Origin of the sequence: Tundrisphaera macrotermitis, assembly GCF_051175315.1 — a bacterium.
Classification (GTDB): Bacteria; Planctomycetota; Planctomycetia; order Isosphaerales; family Isosphaeraceae; genus Tundrisphaera.
The window spans coordinates 2,925,855-2,944,719 of sequence record NZ_CP195100.1 but is presented as its reverse complement, the minus strand read 5'-3'; the positions used below and the strand labels follow the sequence as shown (position 1 = coordinate 2,944,719).

Sequence of the window (18,865 nt, the reverse complement as noted above, 5' to 3'; positions counted from 1 at the left end):
ATGATGGGAAAGAGCCGGGCGCGGGTCGACGAGGCCCGCGTCGGGTGCCTAGGTCCGGTCGCCGGCGCGTTCCCGCGCCTCGGGGAGCGTGAAACGCCCTTCGTACAAGGCCCGTCCGACGATGCAGGCGGCCACCGGCGTGGTCGCCAGCACCGCCAGGTCTTCCAGGGTGCCCACGCCGCCGGAGGCCGTGACCGGCGTCCGGAGGGTGCGGGCCAGCGCCTCGGTCATGGCCACGTTGGGCCCTTGCAGCATCCCGTCGCAGGCGATGTCGGTGTACACGACCGCCGCCAGCGGGAGGTCATCGAACTGCGTGGCCAGGGCGGTGGCCTCGACCGACGAGACGTCGAGCCAGCCCCCGGTCGCCACCCGCCCGTCCTTGGCGTCCAAGCCCAGGGTCAGCCGCCCGGGGTACTTGGCGGCCATCTCGCGGAACCAGGCCGGATCCTGCAGGGCGCGGGTGCCGACGATCACGGTGTCCAGCCCGGCTTCGAGCCAGGAGGCGATGGTCGCCTCGTCGCGGACGCCGCCGCCCAGCTGGCACGGGACCTTGACGCGGGCGAGGATCGCGCGGACGGCGTCGCCGTTGACCGGCCGGCCGTCCTTGGCGCCGTCGAGGTCCACCAGGTGGATCCGCGACGCCCCCTCGGACTCCCACTTCGCGGCCATCGCCGCCGGATCGTCGCCGAAGACGGTCTCGCGCCCGTAGTCCCCCTGCTGGAGACGGACGCAGCGGCCTCCCCGAAGATCGATCGCCGGAATGATCTGCATGATTCGCCCCGCAACTGCCGAAACCACCTCGCACAACCTCGAATCGTAGCCCTGCCCGGCCGGCTCCGCAAGCGGCGCATCCCCTGGTCGGGGCTGTTGGGTGTGCCTTTTGCTTTTGGCATTCGGATTTCCGGGTGGCTGTGGTTGGCTTGCCAACCACGGTGCCGACGAGCCCGCCCGGCGATCGATGGCCGGCGTCGATGATCCTCGGCCCGGTGCCGCGATGGTCAGCACACCGCGATCGTGGCGCCGGCGCCGTGGTTGGCAAGCCAACCACAGCCACCCAGGACCGCCGAGCCACATGCCAAAATCAACGGGCACACCCGGGCTGTTCGGCCCACGACATCCGACATAGAATCGCGCCGATGGTCCTGCGGATTTCCCCTGGCCTCGACCGGGAGCGACCATGCGAAGGCCCAGGCTCCGGCTCCGGATGTGGCACCTGATCGGGTTGGTCGCGGCCTTCGCCGCCTACCTCGCGGTGATGCGGTATCGCCAGGAGGTTTATGACCCGGCCGCGAGCCTGGCGAGGCGGCTTCGTTCGTTCGACCCGGCCGAGCGGATCAAGGCGGCGGAGCGGCTCTCGTCGGTCCAATTCAGGGCCGAGTCGGCGATCAATCCTCTGCTGGAAGCCATCGAAGACGCCGACCCCACCCTCCGCGCCAGGGCGGCGATGGCGCTCCCCAATGTCCTCCGTGACCACAATCACCCCCGGGCCGACGAGGTCCGCGCCACCCTGGAGATGGCCATGGCCGGCAAAGATCCCGGCGCCCGCCATGCGGCGGCCGTGGCCCTGGCGATGCTGCAACCCGACGCGAAGACCATTTCTCCCGCCCTGATCGAGGCGGCCGGCGATGCCGACCCGATGATCCGGTCCGAGGCCGTCGGCCTGATGGGCACCGCCCTCGACGACGAGGCTGTCTGGTCCACGATCCTGGGGGCGACCCGGGATCCTGACCTGGACGTCCGCAACCAGGCGATCCGGGTCCTCGGCTGGACGCCCCGGCCATCGCGCCTTGCCGCCGTCCGCGAGGCCCTCGCGCCGGCCCTGAAGGAGTCGAACGAGGTCAATCGCGGATTCGCCGCGAACATCCTGGGCAACTATTCCCAACTCGCGCCGGGAGACGTTCCCGAGTTCTACGACACCCTGTCCGACCCGAGTCCGTTCGTCCGCCGAATGGCCTGCAAATCGCTGCCCCATCGCCCGGGCGCACGGCCGGCCGTGCCGATCCTAATCCATCATCTGGGCGACCCCGCCCCGGAGGTGCGCCGCGCGGCGGCCGGTCGGCTCGGCTCGATCTGCCTCGACGCCGAGGCGGCCCTCCCCGACCTCCGCCGCGCGGCCGAGGACAAGGAAGGAATCGTCCGCGAGGCGGCCTCCGAGGCGATCCGGCGGATCGAGGGCAAGGCGTCAGCATTCCGGACGAAGCTCCTCCCCGGCGCCGTGGAGGACCTGGCCAGCCCCGATCCGGAGGCCCGCCGCGGCGCCGCCGAGATCCTCGGGACCTACGGGCCGCACTCCGCCCCGGCCGTCCCGGCCCTGATCCGGTGCCTGGACGACCCCGAGGCCGCGGTCCGCATCGCCTCGGCCCATGCCCTCGGCCGGATCGGCCCGGCGGCCCGCGAGGCGCTGCCCGCCCTCGACGCCCGGGCGGCCGACCCCGACGAGCGAGTCCGGCAGGCCGCGGAGGCGGCTGCCCAGGCCATCCGGGTTGAGGCCGGCGGGCCCTGACGCCAGCCCCGGGCGTCCCGTCCTGCGGCCCGGGGGCATTGCGGGCCGGGCCCGGTTGGCATATACCGGACCGGTCACGCCGCGTCCCTCGTCGGGCGGGCCGGGCCCGACCGCCGCAGGGGAGCCGCTTCACCGTGGACGACGAGCCCTCCGGCGGCTGGAACCTGCGGATCGATTGGGACGGGCCGGCGGTGCGAGCCTGGCTCTGGCGGCATCGCGTGGCGATCCTGCTCGGCCTGGGGGCCCTGTTCCGCGTGGCCCAGTACCTGGCCGGCCGGTCGCTGTGGCTGGACGAGCAGTCGCTGCGGGCCAGCGTCCGGGTCGCGTCCCCCCTGGCGTTCTTCGGCCCGCTCGGCAACGGCCAGCTCGCCCCGCCGGGGTTCCTGCTGCTCCAGTGGCTCGCCGTCCGGGCGATCGGCGATTCGTCGTATGGGGTGCGATTCGTCCCCCTGCTGGCCGGGCTCGCCGGCCTGTGGCTGTTCCTGGAGGTGGCCCGGCGGGTCCTGGCCCCCCGCGCGGTTCCGGCGGCGGCGGCCCTGTTCGCCTCGGCCGACGACCTGATCTACTTCGCGGCCGAGGGGAAGCAGTATTCCAGCGACGTGGCGGCGGCCCTGGCCTGCACGCTCCTGGGGCTGACCGCCGGCGCCGGCCGGTTGACGCCCCGACGCGCGGCGATCCTGGCCGGCTTCGGCGTGCTGATCGTCTGGTTCTCGCACCCGTCCGTCTTCGTGCTGGCGGCGGTGGGCACGGCCCGGCTGGCCGGGCGGATCCTCGTGCGGGACTGGCCGGGGGCGGCGGCCTGGTGCGGGATCGGGGCGGCGTGGGTCGCCAGCTTCGCCGCCGTGCACCACGTGGCGATGGACCAACTCGGGCACGAAGGCATGATGTGGGAGTTCTGGGCGTTCGCCTTCCCCCCCGCCCCCCGATCGGCCTGGGACGCGTCGTGGATCGCCCGGAGGCTGGCCTACGTCCTCGTCAACCCGCTCCACTTCCGCGAGCCGTTCGGCCCGGGGTGGTCGATGATCCCGGCGCTGCTGTGCGGGGTCGCGGGGTTCGCCGCGCTGTGGCGATCGGGCCGGGACCGCCTGGCGATCCTGACCCTGCCGATCGCCTTCGCCGCGGCGGCGTCGGGCCTGCGGCTCTACCCGTTCCACGGCCGGCTGATCCTGTTCCTGGTCCCGGCGTTCCTGCTCCTGATCGCGGCCGGGCTGGACCGCTCGCGCGACCTCCGGCCCGGACGTCCGATCGTGTTCGCCCTGCTGGCAACGCTCCTGATCGGCGTGCCGATGCTCCGGGACGCGTTCCACCTCGTCGAGCCGCGGGACCGGATGTTCTTCAACACCTACGGGGATCGGCGCCCGCCCTCCGACGACCCCGGCCGGTTCCCGTTCTGATCGCCGATCAGAGCCGGGCGAAGTTGGCGTACATGGCCAGGCCGACCTTCTGGCTCTTCTCGGGATGGAACTGGGTGGCCATCAGGTTGTCGCGCCAGACGACGGCGGGGAACGGGGTGGGGTGGTCGGACTCGGCGGCCACGTCGTCGGGGTTGTCGGCCCGGGCGTGGTAGGAGTGGACGAAGTAGACCGAGGGGTCGGGCTCCAGCCCTTCGAACAGGGGGGCGGGCCGGCGGATCTGCAGGGTGTTCCAGCCCATGTGGGGGATCTTCAGCCCGGGGGCGGACTCGAACCGGACGATCCGGCCGGGCAGGAGGCCGAGGCCCTGGTACTCGCCGTCCTCCTCGCTGGCGTCGAACAGGAGCTGCATGCCCAGGCAGACGCCCAGGCAGGGCTTGCCGGCGCGGACGGCGTCGCGGAAGGCCTCGCCGAGGCCGGTCCGGCGCAGCTCGGCGGCGGCATCGGCGAAGGCGCCGACGCCCGGGAGGATCGCCCGGGAGGCGTGGCGGATGGCGTCGGGGTCGGAGGTGATCGTCGCCTCGTGGCCGACGGCCTCGAACGCCTTCTGCACGCTCCGCAGGTTGCCCATCCCGTAATCAATGATGGCGATCATGGCACGTTCCGAGGGGACACGATTCCGGAGGAAGACGGCCCATTCTACCCGCCCCCCCAGGGGATGCGACAAGGCCGGCCGCGCCGAGGTTCGGCGGATCTGTAACGCCGGGGCGATGCCGGGCGACATGAGGGGGGAGGACGAATCGTGACCGAGACCGACTGGCCCGCCCTGATCGCCGACCACGGACCCGCCGTCTGGCGGACCGTGTTCCGCCTGCTGGGCCGCCACGCCGACGCCCACGACTGCTACCAGGAGGTGTTCCTCGATGCCTATCGCGCCGCCCAGGGCCGGGCCATCGACCGCTGGCCCGCCTTCCTCAAGAGCCTGGCCACCCGCCGGGCCATCGACCACCTCCGGCGTCGGGGGCGCTCCGCGCGCCGGCTCGCCCCGCTCGACCCCGCCGCCGAGCCGGCCGCCACGGGCTTCTCGGCGGCCGAGATGGCCGAGGGGGCCGAGTCGCTCGACGGACTCCGCGCCCTGCTGGCCGGCCTGCCCGCCAGGCAGGCCGAGGCGTTCTGGCTGATCGGCGTCGAGGAGATGCCCCACGCCGAGGCCTCCGCAGCCATGGAGGTCTCCCCCGGCGAGCTGCGGGTCCTGCTCCACCGGGCGCGGGCCCGGCTCCGTGCCGCCTACTCCGAACCACCCCGAACGCGGAGCGACCGATGACCGACGACCACGACGACCCGATCGCCGCCGCGTTCCGGCGGCTCGCCGTGCCCGACCGTCCCCCCGACGCGTTGATCCTCGCCCGCCTGGCCGCCGAGGCCCGGCGATCCCCGGCCCCACCCCACCCGATCCGGAGGTTCCTGATGCGCCCGACCGTCCGCTACTCCTCGGCCGCCGCCCTGATCCTGCTGGCCGCCGGCTTCCTGTCACTCACCCCTCGGCCATCGATGGCACTGGAGGAGGTCATCAAGGCGACCGAGAAGCATGGCCTGGTCCGGTTCAAGATGACCCAGACGTCCGACGACCGGGAGACCGGCCTGACCGGCTCGTTGGTCTCGACGGTCTATGTCGATCTCCGGCACTCGCGACTCCGGCAGGAGGTGGCGCACCTGACGCTCAACGGCGCCGTGGCGTTCACCTACGCCGCGGTCTACGACTACGAGGCGGATCGCTGCCTCTTCTGCACCACCAACCGGATCATCAAGGAGGAAGCCCAGGCCAAGGACGAGATGGATGCCTGGATGATCCGGAACGCGAAGGAACGCGGGCTCACCGACCAGAAGAAGGCCATCGTCTCCAGGGTCGCCCAGACCCAAACGGATGACATCAAGCCGATGAGCGACCTCGGCAAGGGCCGGACGCTGCTGGACAGCCTGCGAAAGCTCCAAGCCAACCCGGCGACGACGTCGTTCCGGGGGAATCTCGACGGCCGAGAGGCGACGAAGTATCGGCTCGTGGAGGGGAATCTCACCTCCGTCCTCTGGGTCGACGACGCGACGAAGCTGCCGATCCGGATCGAGTTCACGAGCGTCGACCCGAGTCCTCGGATCGCCCGCAACGAGTGGGTCTACACCGACTTCGCCTGGGACCCCGCAGGGGCCGACCCGGCGGTCCTGTTCGGCACGTTGCCCCCGGCCGGCTTCGAGGTCAAGGACACGACCAACGAACCCTGAGATCCGGCCGACCCCGACGGCGATGGGCCGAGCGGCTCAGCGGCCGGGGCCGTCGAGCGTCCGGGCCAGGGCGTCCAGCCCGCCCTCGACGAGCTTGCCGTCGGGGTTGATGAGGAGGTAGTTCGGCACGTCGTCCCCTTCCAGGCCGAAGCGTTCGTAGGTCTGGAACGTGCTGTCGAGCAGGACCGGGAACGGCAACGAATGGCCGCCCCACACCGCCTTCCGCACCGGCTCCAGCTTCGCCTCCAGTTCGGCGACGGTCTTGAGCTTCTCATCGAAATCGGTGCAGAAGGCGAGGATCTCGAAGCGTTCACGCTGGCCTGCGTGGGCCTTGTGGAACGCCATCAGTTCCGGGAGATCCTTGGCCAGGCAAGGGGCACAGCCCGGCGACCAGAAGTAGAGGACGACCCACCGGCCCCGGAAGTCGGCCAGCCGGGCGTCCTTGGCGATCCCCCTGGCGTCGGTCAGGTGCCAGTCGGGCGGCGTCTTGCCGACGATCTCCCGGTAGTTGCCCCAGGTCCCGCGTGCCCTGGACCGATCGATCAGATCGTTGATCCCGAGCGAAGTGACGGGCCGGAGGACCAGGGCGCCGAGGTCGATGTCCCCCGACCCGGCCGCGACGGCGATCTTCGGGCCGTCGACGGTGGAGGAGTTCGGATCCGAGCCGCTCGCCGAGACCTGATAGGTCCCGGGCGGGACCAGGAATGAGAACCGGGACCGCAGGCTGCCGCAGATCGCCACGCGGCCGTTTTCGAGCGGATCCGCCTCATTGTACGGGATCTCGAAGTAGGTGCACGACCACGGCATCGGACCTTCCTTGCCTTCCAGGCGGGTGGTCCCGGACACGCGGACGAGGGGTTGCAACCGGGCCTCGACCGGCCCGGCGAAGGTCCGGGGGTCGATCAGGGCGCCCCGCTTGCGGTCGCGGTCGAGGATCATCAGCCAGTTCCGCCGCTCCTGGGCCGGGATCGAGAACCGCCCGTCCGCATCGGAGCGGGCCCGCGTGTCGCCCCAGGGCTCCATCCGGCCCTCGTCGCGCCAGAGAGCCTCCGGATCCTTGGCACGGAGGTCGACCACCTGCTCCCAGGCCTTCCCATTCGCGCCCCAGAAGGCGGAGATGTCGGCCCCCTCCACGGGTCGGCCCGCCTCGTCGACGACCCGGCCGACGACCGTCTTCGGCTCCTCACCGGTCGCATCCCAGGGGACGCTGAGCAATAAGGCCGCGACAACGCAGTAACGAGGGATCATGGGTCGGGCCCCCGGCCGGGACTTGAGATGATGGGACAAGCGCCCTAGTACATTTGTCGTAAACCTCCGCCGCCGTCAATAGACTGCACGAAAAAAGGCCGCGTGGCCCCCGGTCGGGAGTCACGCGGCCTCGTGGAGATCGAGCGTCGGTCGGGCGGGCCTCAGCGGGAGGCGGCCGTCACGGCGGGGGCGGGGTTCGCCTCGGGCACGGCTGGCGTCGGGGTGACGACGGCCGGGGCCGGGGCGGCGACGGCCGGGGCGGCGACCGCGGGGGCCGGGGCCGGGGCCTCGACCTGGGCGACCTGCTGGCCGGGCTTGGGGATCGGCTGGCCGTTGGGGTAGAGGACCACCCGCATCCAGCCGGACGGGTCCAGCGGCGAGATCGTCCGGAGGTCGAAGCCGGGGATCCGCAGCTGGGTCAGCGGGACGTTGATGGGCACCTGCTGGAGCTTGGTGCGGAAGCCGGCGAGGATCAGGTTGGCCTGGAGCGGGCCGAGGGGGACGGCCGCGTTCTCGTCGTCCAGGATCCCGAGGACCTTGGCATCGCTCGAAGCGACGAAGTCCTCGACCTTGGCGTCCACCTGGGTCGGCGGGCCGCCCGGGGTGGCCGAGTTGGCCTTGAACGAGAGGATGAACTCGGCGGTCGGGATCGTGATCCGGAAGACCTTGGCCTTGGCGCCCAGGAGGCCGCCACGCTCGGATCCCGGCGGGGCCGGGACGTCCATCTGGAAGTCGCGGACCAGGGCGACCAGGTAGCCGCGGGCGTCGGCGAAAAACTCGGGCGGCTTGCCCGGCTTGCGGATCCGCAGGGCCGTGGTCTTGGGGTCATTGGCGGCGCGAGCCGCGTCGATCTGCCCGAGGAACTCGGCGAACGGGACGTTGCGGCCGACCGTCACGCCCTCGGCGGGCGGGGCGCCCGGCTGGGTCGCCTTGGTCACGATCATCACGTTCTCGATGGAGCGGACGCCCTCATCCTGCAGGGCCCCGGCCGCGACGTTGGAGAGGATCGACCCCAGGTGGACGTCGACCGAGACGCCGGCGTCGGGCTGGATCAGGGCGGGCGGCTGCGGCATGTCGGCGCCGATGGCGTCGGGGACCGCCTGGTGGCCGACCTTGCCGGAGACCAGGACATTCTCCGGCCGCGACCGGAACGACACGTCGTTGATCCGGTAGGCCTTGACCGCCACGGTGCCGTCGCCGGGCAGGACCTGGCGGAGCTTGGCGTTCTGCTCGGCCTCGGCCCCGGGGATCCGCTCGGCGGCCTCCTGGGCGGCCTCCCGTTCCACGTTCGAGGCGATCTTGGGGATCGCGTTCTGGGCGACCAGGTTGGTCAGCTTGTTCTGGTTCAGGCCGATCACCCCCAGGAGGCCCCGGGTCAGCCCCTTGCCCTGGGTGGGCATCGAGTTGAACGAGGCGCTGACGGCGTGGGTCGACTGCGGGATCAGGCTCAGGCCGGTGGTGGGGCGGAGGACCGCCGTCACCGTGATCTGCGGCTGGTCGTAGGACGACGCCGAGAAGTAGTAGAGCTTGGACAGCTTCCGGCCCCGCCGGTCCTGCTGGAGCTGCTGCTGGAAGTCGGTGATCGGCGTCGCGGTGCTGGCCAGCTGGCTGTTGTAGAAGGCGATGCCGTCGTCGCTGGGCAGCAGGCCGAAGCCGGTGCGGGGGCCGGCGGTCACCTGCGAGACGTAGCCTTTGCGGTAGACCGGGCCGGTCTGGACCACGTCGTTGGACAGGAACGGGGCGACCGAGGCGACGTCGGCCGAGGCGTCGAGGTTGGGCCGGTTGTAGAGCCCGTCCAGCGCCCCCTGGAGTTCCCAGGAGAAGGTCCAGGGATTGGCCTGGTTCCCCTTGCGGAGCGCGGCCAGGACGTCGGTGAGCCGGCGGAGCGCCGCGGCGCGGGCCTGGACGGTCTTGGCCCCCTCGTAGGAGGACAGGGCCGCGCCGAGGTCGTCGCCGACGAAGCGGACCCAGTGGTCGGCGTTCTCGGGGGCCACGCCGGCCTGGCCCTTGACGTAGTCGGTCAGGTTGCGGCCGGCCCAGGCGATCCGGATTCGGGGGGCGAGCCAGGCGTTCAGGGCCCGGCGCACCCGCACGGCGGGCTCCCAGCTGGTGCTGGTCAGGGCGACGTCCATCTTGTGGAGACGGCCCAGCGAGGCGAGCCGGGCGTTGGCGTCGGCCGCGGCGCCGAAGCGGTCGAGCTCCTCGCCCAGGGCCCCGAAGAAGGCCCGCCAGCCCGGGGCCTGGTCGGAGACCACGGCGCCCGGCTGATCCCAGGAAGCGGTCACGTCGGCGATCGCCGCGGAGACGGCGTGGTAGCTCGGGGCCGCCTTAGCGGCGTTCACCGGCAGGGCGGCGGGGGGCTGCTGGGCGAAGGTCGCGGTGCCCAGGGCCGATCCGGCCCCGACCATCGCGAGCGTCCAGAATCTGGTCCGTCGGCTCATGAGAGCTCCCAGTTGTCGCGGTCCGGTTTGACGCGTCATGAGTCCCTTCAGACTGGATATAGAGTCGAGAGTTTCCGGCCGGGCCTTGACGCCCATTCGATGCCAAATCGCCCGGGCGATGGGGTTGTGTCGCGATTGTATATCGTCGGGGTCGCGCAATTCGGCCGGGCGGTCCGGCACGGCGGATCCGGCGCGATTCAGCCGCCAAATTCTAGCACGCCACATGCCAAGCCCGCATTCGGCAGGGTCGACTTCTCTTGCCGGGTTGGGCCGGGCCCGCCGCACCGGCCGGCCGGTCGCTGCAACATAGGCCGAGGGAAGGATTTCGTTCGAGCCGTCGGTCCGGCACAGAAATGGGGGTCGACGGCGGATACAATCCTTCGGGAATCGGGGGCGCAGGCCCGTTCGCTGCGCCCATACCTCCCGTTCCCAGTCGATCGCGATTGACTCCGCCCCTCTCTCGGAGACGTCGATGCCCTGCCCCTCGATCCCCGATCGGCGCCGGCCGATGCGTGGAACCCCCTGCTTGCCGGCACTGGTGATCGCCTGGGCCGCGGCGTGCGGCTGCGACGGCACGGCCGAGCCCGGCCCGGAGGCCGGGGTCGCCCCGCCCCCCGCGACGGTGGCCGGGCCCACCGCCGGCCCGGCGCCGCGCCCGGCCTCGACCATCACCGGGGACCGCGAGGCGCACTACAAGGCCGAGCCGGCCAACCCGACGATCCCCCAGGAGGTCAGCCCGTTCCGATTCGCCGAGGTCGCCGCCGCGTCCGGGATCGACTTCCGCCACGTTTCGGGCATGACCGAGGCCAAGCACTTCCCCACCGCCAACGGCTCGGGCGTGGCCTTCCTGGACTACGACGGCGACGGCAAGCTCGACCTCTACTTCGTCACCGCCACCACGCTCCCCCTGGGCTCGTCGTCGGGCGGGACGAACCGGCTCTATCGCAACATGGGGGATGGCAAGTTCGAGGACCGGACCGGGCCGTCGGGCCTGGGCTTCTCCGGGTTCTGCCACGGGATCGTGGTGGGCGACATCGACAACGACGGCGACCCCGACGTCTTCCTTTGCAACTACGGCCCGAACGCCCTCTACCTGAACCGGGGGGATGGGACGTTCGAGGACATCAGCCACGCCAGCAAGATCGACGTGCCGGGCTGGTCGTCCGGCGGGGCCTTCTTCGACTATGACGGCGACGGCGACCTCGACCTCTACGTCGCCAACTACGGGATCTGGAACCTGCCCGAGGACGACCGATTCTGCGGCGACCGCGAGAAAAACGTCCGCCTCTACTGCTCGCCGCGCGAGATCCGCACGACCAAGCACTTCCTGTATCGCAACAACGGCGACCGGACCTTCACCGACGTCTACGACCAGTTTTTGGTGGATGCCTCGGGCAACCCGATCCCCGGCCGCGACGACGGCCACGGCTTCGCGGCGGTCGCCGCCGACGTGGACGACGACGGCCGCGCCGACCTGTACGTCGCCAACGACATGAACCCGAACTTCCTGTTCCTCAACAAGGGCGGGGGCAAGTTCGAGGACGCCACCGACTCGTCCAACGCCGCGTACGACGAGAAGGGGCACGTCCAGTCGGGCATGGGGGTGGACGCCGAGGACATCGACGGCGACGGCGACCCCGAGCTGTTCGTGACCAACTTCGCCCACGAATACAACACGCTCTACCAGAACCGGGGGGGCGGCAACTTCCTGGACATGACGCCGTTCTCCGGGATGGGGGCCGACAGCCGCCCCTGGGTCGGCTGGGGGACCGCCCTGGCCGACTTCGACAACGACGGTTGGCCCGACTGCTTCGTCGCCAACGGGCACGTCGACGACAACCGCCGGGCCCTGGGCCAGAACGTCGATTATGCCGAGCCCCCGCTGCTCCACCGCAACGCCAACGGCAAGCGGTTCCGCCTGGCCACCCGCGACGTGGGGCCGTATTTCTCCGGTGTGCACGTGGCGCGGGGGGCCGCCTTCGGCGATTTCGACGACGACGGCGACATCGACATCGCCGTCAGCCACAAGGACGGCCCGGCCGCCCTGCTCCGCAACGACACGCCGGCCCAGGGGCACTGGATCAGGCTCGAATTGACCGGCACGAAGAGCAACCGCGACGCCATCGGCGCCACGATCCGGGTCGAGGCCGGGGGGAGGACCATCGTCCGCCAGCGGAAGCACGGGTCGAGCGTCTTCTCGTCGCACGACCCGCGGATGCTGATCGGCGTGGGCGACGCGGCCGAGGTCGACAAGCTTTCGATCCGCTGGCCCTCGGGGGCGACCACCGTCCGCGAGCGCGTCGCGGTCGACGCGACCCTGGCGGTGGTCGAGGGGGAATGACGGTCGGCCCGGGCGGGGTTCAGATCTCCTGATCCCCGCCGAACGAGGTGACCCGCCCCTTGGGGTCGTGGAGCCGGCCGAGGGTGTGCTCCAGGCCGCGCAGGAGCTTCTCGGAGGCGCCGTCCAGGGCCTCATCCACACCCCCCGCGCTGTGGCTCGCCACGATCGGGGAGTGGCCCGCCACCCGGGCCTCGATCAGGCAACGCTTGTCCTCGCCCCCCTTGGGCCCGTTCTCGTCGGAGAGGAAGACCTCGATGCCCGTGATCCGGGAGCCGTAGCGGGACAGGTCGCCCTGGAGATCCTCGCCGATCTCCTGGATCTTCTTCGCGCCGATGTGGACGTGGTTGTCGGTGTGGACCTGGACATGCATGACGATACCCTCGCGATTGGAGATGATGGATCCGCGACGCCGATGGGCCCCGCCCGGGCCCGCGAAGGCGGGCCGGGCGGACGGATCGCTCGACGACGCCCGGGAGCGTCGCATTCGCCCCGTCCCCGATCGATGCGGCGTCGGATCTTCCCGGTGATGGTCTTGCAACCGGCGCACCGTGTCGCCACCATGAAACACGATTCGTGAGGCGGGATCGGGGCCATCGCGGCCCCTCCCGCCGACGACGAGGCCTGGCTGGGGTCGCCCCGGGATCAGACATGCAACAGGGGCAACCGCCGGGACCGGCGACGAACGACCCGACTCGCCCCCGGCCGCTTCGATATGGACTGGCCGTCGGGTTGCTGTCCCTTACGTTGCTGGGGGGCCTCTTGTTCGTCCTCCGGCCGTCCCCGGCCCCGGACGACCTGTGGCGTCAGGCGAAGGCGGAGCTGGACGGCCACCGGTTCGACCGGACGCTGGCGACGCTCGACCGGCTGCGTCGGCTCCGCGAGCCGAAGTCGGAGGACCTCCTGCTCCGGGCGGAGGCCGAGATCGGCCTGGGCCGGCCCGACGCGGCCCTGGAAAACCTGGCCCGCGTCCCCGACGGCGAGCCCATGGCCCCGCAGGCCCGCCTGCTCGCGGGGCAGCTGGAGCTGCGGAGGCACCGCCTGGTCGCGGCCGAGGCGCTGTTGCGCCGCGCCGCGGAACTCGGGCCCCGGCTGGTCCAGCCGCTCCGCGAGCTGATCTACATCTATGGGATGCAGCTGCGCCGCCCCGAGCTGAACCGGACCTTCCGGGCCCTGTCCGGGCTGGCGGACCTGAATGCCGACGAGGTCTACCTCTGGACCCTGACCCGCGGGGTGACCTGGGAGCCCGAGGAGGTCTCGGAGTACCTGGCCGAGTGCGTCCGGGCCGACCCGGCCGATCGCCAATCGCGGCTCGGGCTGGCCGAGGCCCTGCGCCAGCAGAACCGATTCGCCGAGTCCGAGGCGGCCCTGGCCTCCCTGCCCGACTCCGACCCGGACGCCCGCACCATCCGGGCCCGCACGGCGATCGACCGGGGCGAGGACGAGCGGCTCGAAACCCTGCTGGCCGAGGGGCCGGCCGACCACGCGGGCCTCGCCCTGCTGAGGGGCCGGCTGGCCCTGGCCCGCAACGAGGGGCCGGCCGCCCTGGCGGCGTTCCGCGCGGCCCATGCGGCCGACCCGTCGCAGCGCGAGGCGATCCTCGGGCTGGGACAGGCCCTGCTCGCCGTCGGCGACGCGAAGGCCGCGGCGCCGTACCTGGAGGAGTTGAAGAAGCACGACCGGCTCGAACAGCTGATGCAGCGGGCCGCCCGGGTGTCGAACCGGGACGACCCGGCCCTGATCCGCGACCTGGGCGCCGCCTGCCTGGGGGTGGGCCGGCGGGCCGAGGCCCGCTCCTGGTACAAGCTGGCCATCCGCATCGATCCGTCCGACGTCCAGGCCCAGAAGGGCTACGCCGACGCCTCCGCCCCGCCCCCGGCCCCCGCCGAGGGCCGCTGAGGCGGGAGGCCCGTCGGCGTCGGGCCCCGGCCGCTCACTGGCGGACCGGATAGGGCTGGGCCCGGGTGGCCGAGCGGGTCGCGGCGGGGGCCGCGGGGATCGCGGTGGGGTCCACGGTGGTCGTCCGGACCTCGGCCGCCCGGCGGGGCCGGCTGGCGGCGTAGGCCTCCGGGTCCACGGTCTCCTGGATCGGCTCGATCCTGAGGTCGTCGATCCCCACCGACCCGTACCCCGCCAGGCCGATCATGAGGCTCATGGTGCCGTCGGCGGGGATCCTCCGGTAGAAGACGACCTCGTACCAGGCCTGTGCCGCCGAGGTGAGCCGGAACTGGAGCCGCTCTCCGCCGATTGAGTCGCGGATGATCAGCCCGCCGGCCCCGGCCGCGGTGGGGTAGGTGAGGTCCACCTTCATGGAGACCCGATAGACCTCGCGCTCGCTCACCTTGATGGCCGGCGAGCGGACGGCGACCACCGGATGGTCCTGGAACGGGGGGAGCGAGTCGAGGGCGACCCCCTTGGGCTTGGCGTTGAGCATGAGGTGGTGACCCCTCTTGTCGGCCCCCCCCTTGACGACCTTGATCGTGGCCTGGATCTCCGGGTCCTGGTAGCTCTCGTCGGCCCAGCCCCGGTCGGCGAGCAATTCCTCATCCTCGAACTCGAAGTCGCCGCTCGCCATCCGGTTCGAGCCCAGCCGGCCGGAGCGGATCCAGTCCAGCCAGATCCACGCCTGGGGCAGGGTCGACCACGAGGCCAGCGGCGCCGCGACGATCGGCTGGATCACCCGCTCCTGCGGCTTCTCCTTGCCCTCCAGGGGGACCGGGCCGCACGGCAGGCTCTCGTCGTTGAGCGACTTGATGATCCGGTCGTAGACCGCCATGAAGTGGTAGCGCATCAGGTGGCGGAGCGGCCGCCCGGCGCGGCGGGCCTCCTCCCAGGCCATCTGATAATCCTCGGCCTCGTACCGCTCGCGGGCCGACTTGACCAGGTCGCCGGCCTGCGCGATCAGGGCGGCCGAATCCTTCTGGGGATGGTCCAGCTCGACGATCCGGGCGTCGATCTCCTCGACCCAGGCCCTCTGGATCTCCGCCTGCTCGATGGCATAGGCCACGGCGAGGTGGCGGACGTTGTTGATGGACGTCTTGACCTGGTTGGCGAGGTCGACGTTGGTGGTGACCAGCAGGATCGTCGAGACGCCGAAGTCGGGCAGGGTCACGCGCATCCCGCCCGGCACGCGCTCGATGTCGCGGACCGTGATCCCGCCGGGGGTGATCTCGTAGGCCACCGAGTCGTTGGAGGCGGGGACCACCACGGAGAGGTTGTTGATCGCGGCCATCGGCGGCTGGTACTGGGCATAGGGGCTGAAGTCGGCCACCATGAGCAGCCGGCCCCGGCGGTCCTTGGTCTCGATCATCGCGGCCTTGATGGTCGGATGGGGGGCCTGCTCCTTGGGGATCACCACCCTCTGGGTCGAGGTGTTCATCCCGATCACGGGCGGCGGCAGGGGCTGGGGGATGTCGGGCTGGAGCGTATCCAGGATCTGGATCGTCTTGTCGGCATCGGCCAGGATCGGCTCCAGGACGTCGCACTCCAGGTTCAGGAGCGCCAGCTCGATCAGGTTCGACCGGCCGCCCCCCTGCGTCAGCGAGGCATCGCCGTTGAAGCAGAGGCCCCGGCACCCGGCCGCGATGGCGGCGTAGGCCGCGATGCGGATCTGCTCGGGCTGGACCTGGGGGACGCCCCAGCCCGGCGGGCGATCTCGGCCCCAGATGGCCTCGGCGTAGGCCGGCGGCGGCGTCGCGTCGATGCTGGCCCACATCAGGGCGTCGGCGTTGCTCCGGGCGGTGAGGAACCGACGCTGGTTGAGGTAGGCCAGCGATTCCAGGGGGTTCTGGACCGTGGCCCAGTTGGTGAGCGGGACGCCGAGGAGGTCGAGGTTCTCGGGGAGTCGGGCGTAGTCGGAGACCTGGCCCAGCACGGTGGCGGTGGAGATCGCCGTGCCGCCGGGCTTCTCCTTGCGGATCGCCCGGACCGTCTCGCGGGTCCGCGCCTTGACCGCCTGGCGGCGGTCGAGGTCGATGTCATCGCCCAGATTCCGGCCGATCGACCAGAAGGCGACCGCGTCGCGGCCGGGGTAGGTCGCCGCCTCGGAGGCGACCTGGTCGGGCTCGCGCGAGGATTTCCCGGGCTGGCCGACCAGTTCCGGCACCAGCAGCATCCCGCTGCGGACGGCGTCGAGGATGTCCTCCTCGCCGGCCTCCTTGGGCAGGAACATCGTGTCGAATCCCGCCCTCCGGAGCTGGGCGGGGTCCATCCCCAGGCCGCGGACCCCGGTGAAGAACCAGGGGAATCCGTCCTTGGTCAGCCGATTCCGGGCGAACTGCACCCGGGCCGACGACGGCAGGGGCGGCAGGGGCTCGTCCTCGCCCCGGGGCCGGTCGGCGATCGGCACCGCCCGGGGGCGGGCCGCGCGGGGGCGGGAGGCCTGGGAGAACGAGTCGGCCACCTCCGCCGAGACCGGGGCGATCGTCAGCTCGTCCAGGTAGACCTCGGTCTCCCCCTCGCCCCCGTAGAGGTTGACCACCAGCCGCTCCAGGTAGGCCCCTTCCAGGCTCACCTTGCGGCGGGTCGAGGCGCGGAGGACGCGGGCCTGCCGCTCGACCTCCGGGAGCATCTCGGCCAGGTCGAGCCGCTGCCAGCGGTCGGTCGCCTCGTAGGAGCTGCTCTGGACCGTGACGAACGACGGGAGGCGCTTCTCCGGGTCGATGTCGGCGGGCAGGATCACCCGGCCGATGAAGTAGGCCCCGGCCCGGTTGGATCGGACGTACATCGAGACCCGGAGGTCATCGGTGATCGGGATCCTGGGCAGCTCGTAGCTATAGTAGAAGCCGCCGCCGACCCCGGCGTCGAACGAGAAGCCCTCGGATTTGGAACCCTCGTGCGCCGCGCGCTCGGTCCGCTCCTGGGCGTAGATCTTGACCGTGGCGTCGGTCTGCTCCAACCGCCACGCGACCCTGGGGGATTCGAAGCCATCCTTGATCGAGGCGGTGGCATGGACCGCCGAGGGCTGCTGGGCCCCGGCCTCGATCACGCACCACGGCCCGGCGAAGGCCAGACCGACCGCCGACAGGCCCAGACGGGCGACCCGGTTTCTCATCGGACGCGAGACCTCCCTGTCCCTGGCCTGGCCGGGGCGCGGCGACGCCACCTTGCCCGATCCCCGGCCGGGCCGGATCGTACCGCCGACCCGCCGATCCGCGAAGGGCAATCCTCCGGGCGCGGCGATCGGTTAGACTGGCGACCGACCCCGGCCCGGCGTCATCACGAACGCTCGATGGAAAGGTGGGTGGGCTTGCTCGTCCTCAACGGCCTCATCCTGGCGATCGCGCTGGGGCTGATGATCCGCCGCGTCGACGTCCGGGTCGTGCTGATCGGGGCCGGGCTGGCGCTGGCGACGCTGGCGGGGCGGCCGCTCGCCGTGGCGGACACCTTCGCCCGGTCGATGGTGGCGCCGATGGTCGCCCCGATCTGCGCCTCGATGGGCTTCGCCGCCGCGCTCGGGGTCACGGGGTGCGACCGCCAGCTGGTCCGGCTCCTGACCTCGCCCCTGCGGAGGGCGCGCTGGGCCGTCCTGCCGGGCGGGATCGTGGCGTCCTACCTGGTCAACCTGGCGGTGCCCAGCCAGTCCAGCACGGCGGCGATGCTCGGGCCGATCCTCCTGCCCCTGATCGTCGCCTCCGGCTGCCGGCGCGATGTCGCCGCGGCGGCCCTGGTGCTGGGATCCTCGTTCGGGGGGGACCTGCTCAACCCCGGCGCCCAGGATCTCCTGTCGATCGCCGGGACGACCGGCATGGAGGCACGGGCCCTGTACTCCCTGGCGGCCCCGGCCAACCTGGCGGGCCTTCTCGTCGCGGCGATCGCCTTCCCCCTGCTGAACCGGCGCGGGCCGGCCGGGGATCCGATGCCCCTGCCCTTCCCCGCCGACGGGGACGAATCGGCGCCTTCAATCTTCAAGGCGGCCGTGCCTCTGGTCCCCGTCACCTTGCTGCTGGTGGCCCACGCCGGCTGGGCGCCGATGGGCTGGCTGATCCGGGTCCCGGACGGCGAGGGCTGGAGGCCGCTCGCCGGGGCCCTGCCGGTGGTGCGTGCCATGCTGATCGGGGTCCTGGTGGCCGGGCTCCTCGCGGCGCGGGACATCCCGCGGCTGGCCCGCGGCTTTTCGGAGGGGATGGGCTCCGCCTACGGGAACGTCATCGCCCTGACGGTCGCGGCCCAATGCTTCGGGGCGGGGATCGCCGCGTCGGGGCTGGGGGATGCGATGCTCCGCCACGCCGGCCATTCGCCGGGGGCGCTGGCCGCCTCGGCGATGGCGCTGCCGTGGGGGCTGGCCGCGGTGTCGGGGTCCGGCTCGGGGCCGGTGTTGGCGTTCGCCCAGATCGGCCTGGCACCGCTCGGCGACCGGCCCGGGGCCGTCGCCCTGGGGGCGCTGACCTGCCTGGCCGCCGGGTTCGGCCGGACGATGTCGCCGGTCTCGGCGGTCGTCGTCTGCGGGGCCGGCCTGGCCGGGGTCGCCCCCCTCGACCTGATCCGCCGCCTCCTGCCCGCCCTGCTCCTCGGAGCGGTCGCCTCCCTGGCGATGGTCGCCCGCGCGGGCTGACCCCCCTCCGACCCGGTGGGCGGGCGATCGTCCCACCCCGCCGGCGGCCCGACCGGGCGACAACCGAGGTCCACCCCCATCGCCGGGTCACCGACGGCCGCCATCCGCCCCGAGAGTGCCCGCGGATGCCGCCCGTCGCCCCGACCCATACGC

At 72.0% G+C, this 18,865-nt stretch carries 13 protein-coding genes; 7 read left to right on the top strand and 6 right to left on the bottom strand.

Going from position 1 to position 18,865, the window contains the following annotated elements; genetic code table 11:
- Positions 1 to 48 precede the first annotated feature (48 nt).
- Positions 49 to 771 carry a 1-(5-phosphoribosyl)-5-[(5-phosphoribosylamino)methylideneamino]imidazole-4-carboxamide isomerase gene (hisA, locus tag TA3x_RS11750; RefSeq protein WP_435021392.1) on the bottom strand — a complete coding sequence of 241 codons (723 nt, stop codon included), beginning with the start codon at positions 769 to 771 and terminating at the stop codon, positions 49 to 51.
- Between the two features lie 406 nt (positions 772 to 1,177).
- Here hisA and TA3x_RS11745 point away from each other — a divergent pair, with 406 nt between their 5' ends.
- Positions 1,178 to 2,503, top strand: coding sequence for a HEAT repeat domain-containing protein (locus TA3x_RS11745; protein ID WP_435021390.1), 1,326 nt, complete (start codon positions 1,178 to 1,180; stop codon positions 2,501 to 2,503).
- Positions 2,504 to 2,637: 134 nt separating this feature from the next.
- Entirely contained in the window at positions 2,638 to 3,897 is a 1,260-nt protein-coding gene (locus tag TA3x_RS11740; RefSeq protein WP_435021388.1) for a hypothetical protein, read from the top strand.
- Between the two features lie 7 nt (positions 3,898 to 3,904).
- On the opposite strand, the gene hisH is transcribed toward TA3x_RS11740, so the two are convergent.
- Entirely contained in the window at positions 3,905 to 4,510 is a 606-nt protein-coding gene (hisH, locus tag TA3x_RS11735) for an imidazole glycerol phosphate synthase subunit HisH (RefSeq protein ID WP_435021386.1), read from the bottom strand.
- A 147-nt stretch (positions 4,511 to 4,657) separates the two neighbouring features.
- Between hisH and TA3x_RS11730 the strand changes: the two genes are divergently transcribed.
- Both TA3x_RS11730 and TA3x_RS11725 read left to right on the top strand, forming a co-directional pair.
- Positions 4,658 to 5,179 (top strand): RNA polymerase sigma factor, encoded by a 522-nt coding sequence (locus tag TA3x_RS11730; protein WP_435021384.1) that lies wholly within the window; start codon positions 4,658 to 4,660, stop codon positions 5,177 to 5,179.
- A complete protein-coding gene (locus TA3x_RS11725) occupies positions 5,176 to 6,132 on the top strand; it encodes a hypothetical protein (RefSeq protein WP_435021382.1) in 957 nt (318 codons plus the stop codon). Before TA3x_RS11730 ends, TA3x_RS11725 begins: the two co-directional genes overlap by 4 nt.
- Before the next feature lie 36 nt (positions 6,133 to 6,168).
- Here the strand turns inward: TA3x_RS11725 and TA3x_RS11720 are convergent, their stop codons facing one another.
- Entirely contained in the window at positions 6,169 to 7,380 is a 1,212-nt protein-coding gene (locus TA3x_RS11720) for a redoxin domain-containing protein (protein ID WP_435021380.1), read from the bottom strand.
- 161 nt (positions 7,381 to 7,541) lie between these two features.
- Entirely contained in the window at positions 7,542 to 9,821 is a 2,280-nt protein-coding gene (locus TA3x_RS11715) for a hypothetical protein (protein WP_435021378.1), read from the bottom strand.
- A gap of 526 nt (positions 9,822 to 10,347) precedes the next feature.
- Between TA3x_RS11715 and TA3x_RS11710 the strand changes: the two genes are divergently transcribed.
- On the top strand, positions 10,348 to 12,162 hold the full coding sequence (locus tag TA3x_RS11710; protein ID WP_435021376.1) for a CRTAC1 family protein: 1,815 nt from the start codon (positions 10,348 to 10,350) through the stop codon (positions 12,160 to 12,162).
- Between the two features lie 19 nt (positions 12,163 to 12,181).
- On the opposite strand, the gene TA3x_RS11705 is transcribed toward TA3x_RS11710, so the two are convergent.
- The gene (locus tag TA3x_RS11705) at positions 12,182 to 12,532 is read right to left on the bottom strand and encodes an HPF/RaiA family ribosome-associated protein (protein WP_435021374.1); all 351 of its coding nucleotides are present in this window, start codon (positions 12,530 to 12,532) and stop codon (positions 12,182 to 12,184) included.
- Positions 12,533 to 12,891: 359 nt separating this feature from the next.
- Between TA3x_RS11705 and TA3x_RS11700 the strand changes: the two genes are divergently transcribed.
- The gene (locus TA3x_RS11700) at positions 12,892 to 14,058 is read left to right on the top strand and encodes a tetratricopeptide repeat protein (protein WP_435021372.1); all 1,167 of its coding nucleotides are present in this window, start codon (positions 12,892 to 12,894) and stop codon (positions 14,056 to 14,058) included.
- Positions 14,059 to 14,092: 34 nt separating this feature from the next.
- Here the strand turns inward: TA3x_RS11700 and TA3x_RS11695 are convergent, their stop codons facing one another.
- Positions 14,093 to 17,212: a hypothetical protein gene (locus TA3x_RS11695; RefSeq protein WP_435021370.1), complete on the bottom strand. Its 3,120-nt coding sequence runs from the start codon at positions 17,210 to 17,212 to the stop codon at positions 14,093 to 14,095.
- Positions 17,213 to 17,401: 189 nt separating this feature from the next.
- Between TA3x_RS11695 and dcuC the strand changes: the two genes are divergently transcribed.
- On the top strand, positions 17,402 to 18,712 hold the full coding sequence (dcuC, locus tag TA3x_RS11690; protein WP_435021368.1) for a C4-dicarboxylate transporter DcuC: 1,311 nt from the start codon (positions 17,402 to 17,404) through the stop codon (positions 18,710 to 18,712).
- Positions 18,713 to 18,865 lie beyond the last annotated feature (153 nt).